Source organism: Thermodesulfovibrionales bacterium (assembly GCA_035622735.1).
Lineage (GTDB): Bacteria > Nitrospirota > Thermodesulfovibrionia > Thermodesulfovibrionales > UBA9159 > DASPUT01.
The window spans coordinates 1-2,142 of the sequence record DASPUT010000134.1 but is presented as its reverse complement, the minus strand read 5'-3'; the positions used below and the strand labels follow the sequence as shown (position 1 = coordinate 2,142).

Here is a 2,142-nt window from a genome sequence, read left to right as displayed (position 1 = left end):
TCAACCGCTTCCAATTCAAATATCTCCAGAACCTTGATCATATTGAATGTTACGACCAATGCGCAGGCCGTACGAAAGATCTGAACCTTCAGCCCGGCAGTTTTCTCAAACATCGTGTAATTAAGGAGAGACGCAGGGAAGAAGCCGGCATCAGGCACGATAAGCCCTGAAAGGAAACCATAGAAGAGAAAGCCGAGGGCCGACAACATAAGATACGTCTTCGGTCTTGACAGCCCGAGATCCGCAATCTCCGCGGATTGCCGCATCAGGACGAGAGAGGTGAGTGCCGTCCCCGGGACGCACAGCAAGTAGCGTGCCCATACGTCAGCAGCCAAGACATGATCGCTGCTCTTGAAAACTGCGGAAGACCATAGAATCAATAATACAGCGGGAAGAGTTCTCAGCAGGTGACGACTCCTCTTCTTCCCTGTAACGATACCCCCTATACCGAATTGGAGGAGAGCGATGAAGGAAGCGGGGAGGAGGAAAGATCTCATGGTATACAGGAAGGAGAGTCCGGAGGGTCTCTCTATAATGATGAACATGTCCACCCACTCGTTCAGACCGTGGAGTATTCCAAATGCAGCAATAAGCCACACGCTCCTGGCAAGCGCGAAGTTGCTCTGCTTCTTGGGGTAGACTACAATCGCGAATCCCAGGATAAAAAAGGCCAAACCGTAGATAAGAAATACCAGTGCCATGTCGTTCCTCAGGCCCTTGTGATGCCCTCCTCCTGTTTAAAGCCTGAGCCTCTTCAGCGAAAAAATCAATCCTACCTGGGTAGGGCAGAGCTTTCTCACGGAAAAGGTTAGGTGCCATAAAACCATTCCTTCGCCTCTTCCTCATAAGAGATGCGGTGAACGTATCCGTCGCTCCCCCTCAACCTGAAGAGCCTTTTTCTTCTGCCTTCAATCTCTTCTATCCCCGCATCAAGGATCTCGATCACTTCGATCTTCTCGCCAGAGAGAATAAATGACCTCGGCACCTCCTCGCCGCGATACCCTGAATAGGCATCGACGGCAATGCTTCTGCCCGCTTTCTTGTCAGCCATGGTTTTATCCTATATTCCCGAAGGCCTCTTGTCAAAACGAGTCCCTTTCTGGACAGGCATAAGCTCCTTTCGTTTATAATAGTGACATTAACGGATTCGGAGAGATGGAAGGCTCTCTCGTGTGGAGGTTGCTAAGGATTTCAAATGCAGCGTGACCTGGTCGCTTTTCCAGAAGAAGGGGAATCCAAAGCGATATGGAAGGAGATCGGCCGCCCGATCAAGTCCGACCTCACAGAGGTGCATCTCTCTGCTCAGGACCATAATCGTTTCGGCTCGATATTCCTGCCCTTCCGACTCCTTTGCGCTTTCGCCGTTCTCTTCTGTCTCTCTTCTCAGCCTGCCTCAGGCTTTGAAGGCGCCGATCCGGCGGTCGAAAAGATCGAAAAGGCGTATCAAGGGTTGAAGGACATCAGGGGAAATTTTGTCCAGAAGAGTTTTATCAAAGACTTCGACCGGACAGACACATTCAAGGGGACATTTCTCATGAAGATGCCTTCTCGCATGCGGTGGCAGTATAGCGGCGGCGACAAGCAGAATACGGAGGTCGTTATCAACAACGATGAAATGATCATCTACCAGAAACAGGATAAGCAGGCCTTCAAGTCCAGATTCGACAGGGAGATTTATGGCCAGGCCCCGATCGCCCTCCTCAGCGGTTTCAGCGATATCGGGAAGGAATTTGAGATCACGAAGAAAGACGGAAGGCTCCTCCTGAAGCCGAAGAGACCGATGGGCAACGTGCTCTCCCTTGCGATAACCCCTTCGGACAAGGACTTTCCGATAGCCTCCCTTACCATTTTTGACAAACGCTCGAACCGGATCGATATAACCTTTACCGATGTCACCGTGAATACCGGCATCCCTGAATCGGCCTTCGACTTTTCTCTGCCGAAGGGCGCGAGCGTGTATGACTATAAATAGCGGTATAGGTGCTCAGGGTGCGGGCGCAGGTTGCAGGACTTTTTCAGCCTCATACCCGACCCAGGTCATGGCCTTAGGCGTTTCCGGATAATCCGTGCGTATTCTCGGCATAGATACATCGTGCGATGACACGTCGGCCGCCGTCGTCGAGGATGGGAGGAGGATACTTT

General features: G+C 51.5%; 3 protein-coding genes. 1 reads left to right on the top strand and 2 read right to left on the bottom strand.

Annotated elements, in window-relative coordinates; translation table 11 throughout:
• Both VEI96_07275 and VEI96_07270 read right to left on the bottom strand, forming a co-directional pair.
• Positions 1-701: hypothetical protein (locus VEI96_07275; GenBank protein HXX57787.1), on the bottom strand; the 701-nt coding region annotated here is incomplete at its 3' end.
• Between the two features lie 107 nt (positions 702-808).
• Complete coding sequence (locus VEI96_07270) at positions 809-1,051, bottom strand: hypothetical protein (GenBank protein ID HXX57786.1); 243 nt, start codon at positions 1,049-1,051, stop codon at positions 809-811.
• A gap of 144 nt (positions 1,052-1,195) precedes the next feature.
• On the opposite strand from VEI96_07270, the gene VEI96_07265 reads away from it, so the two are divergent.
• Positions 1,196-1,972, top strand: coding sequence for an outer membrane lipoprotein carrier protein LolA (locus VEI96_07265; GenBank protein HXX57785.1), 777 nt, complete (start codon positions 1,196-1,198; stop codon positions 1,970-1,972).
• Positions 1,973-2,142 lie beyond the last annotated feature (170 nt).

Coding starts and splice junctions, on each gene's coding strand:
- VEI96_07270 (HXX57786.1), bottom strand. CDS start 1,051: ATGGCTGACAAGAAAGCGGGCAGAAGCATTGCCGTCGATGCCTATTCA.
- VEI96_07265 (HXX57785.1), top strand. CDS start 1,196: ATGCAGCGTGACCTGGTCGCTTTTCCAGAAGAAGGGGAATCCAAAGCG.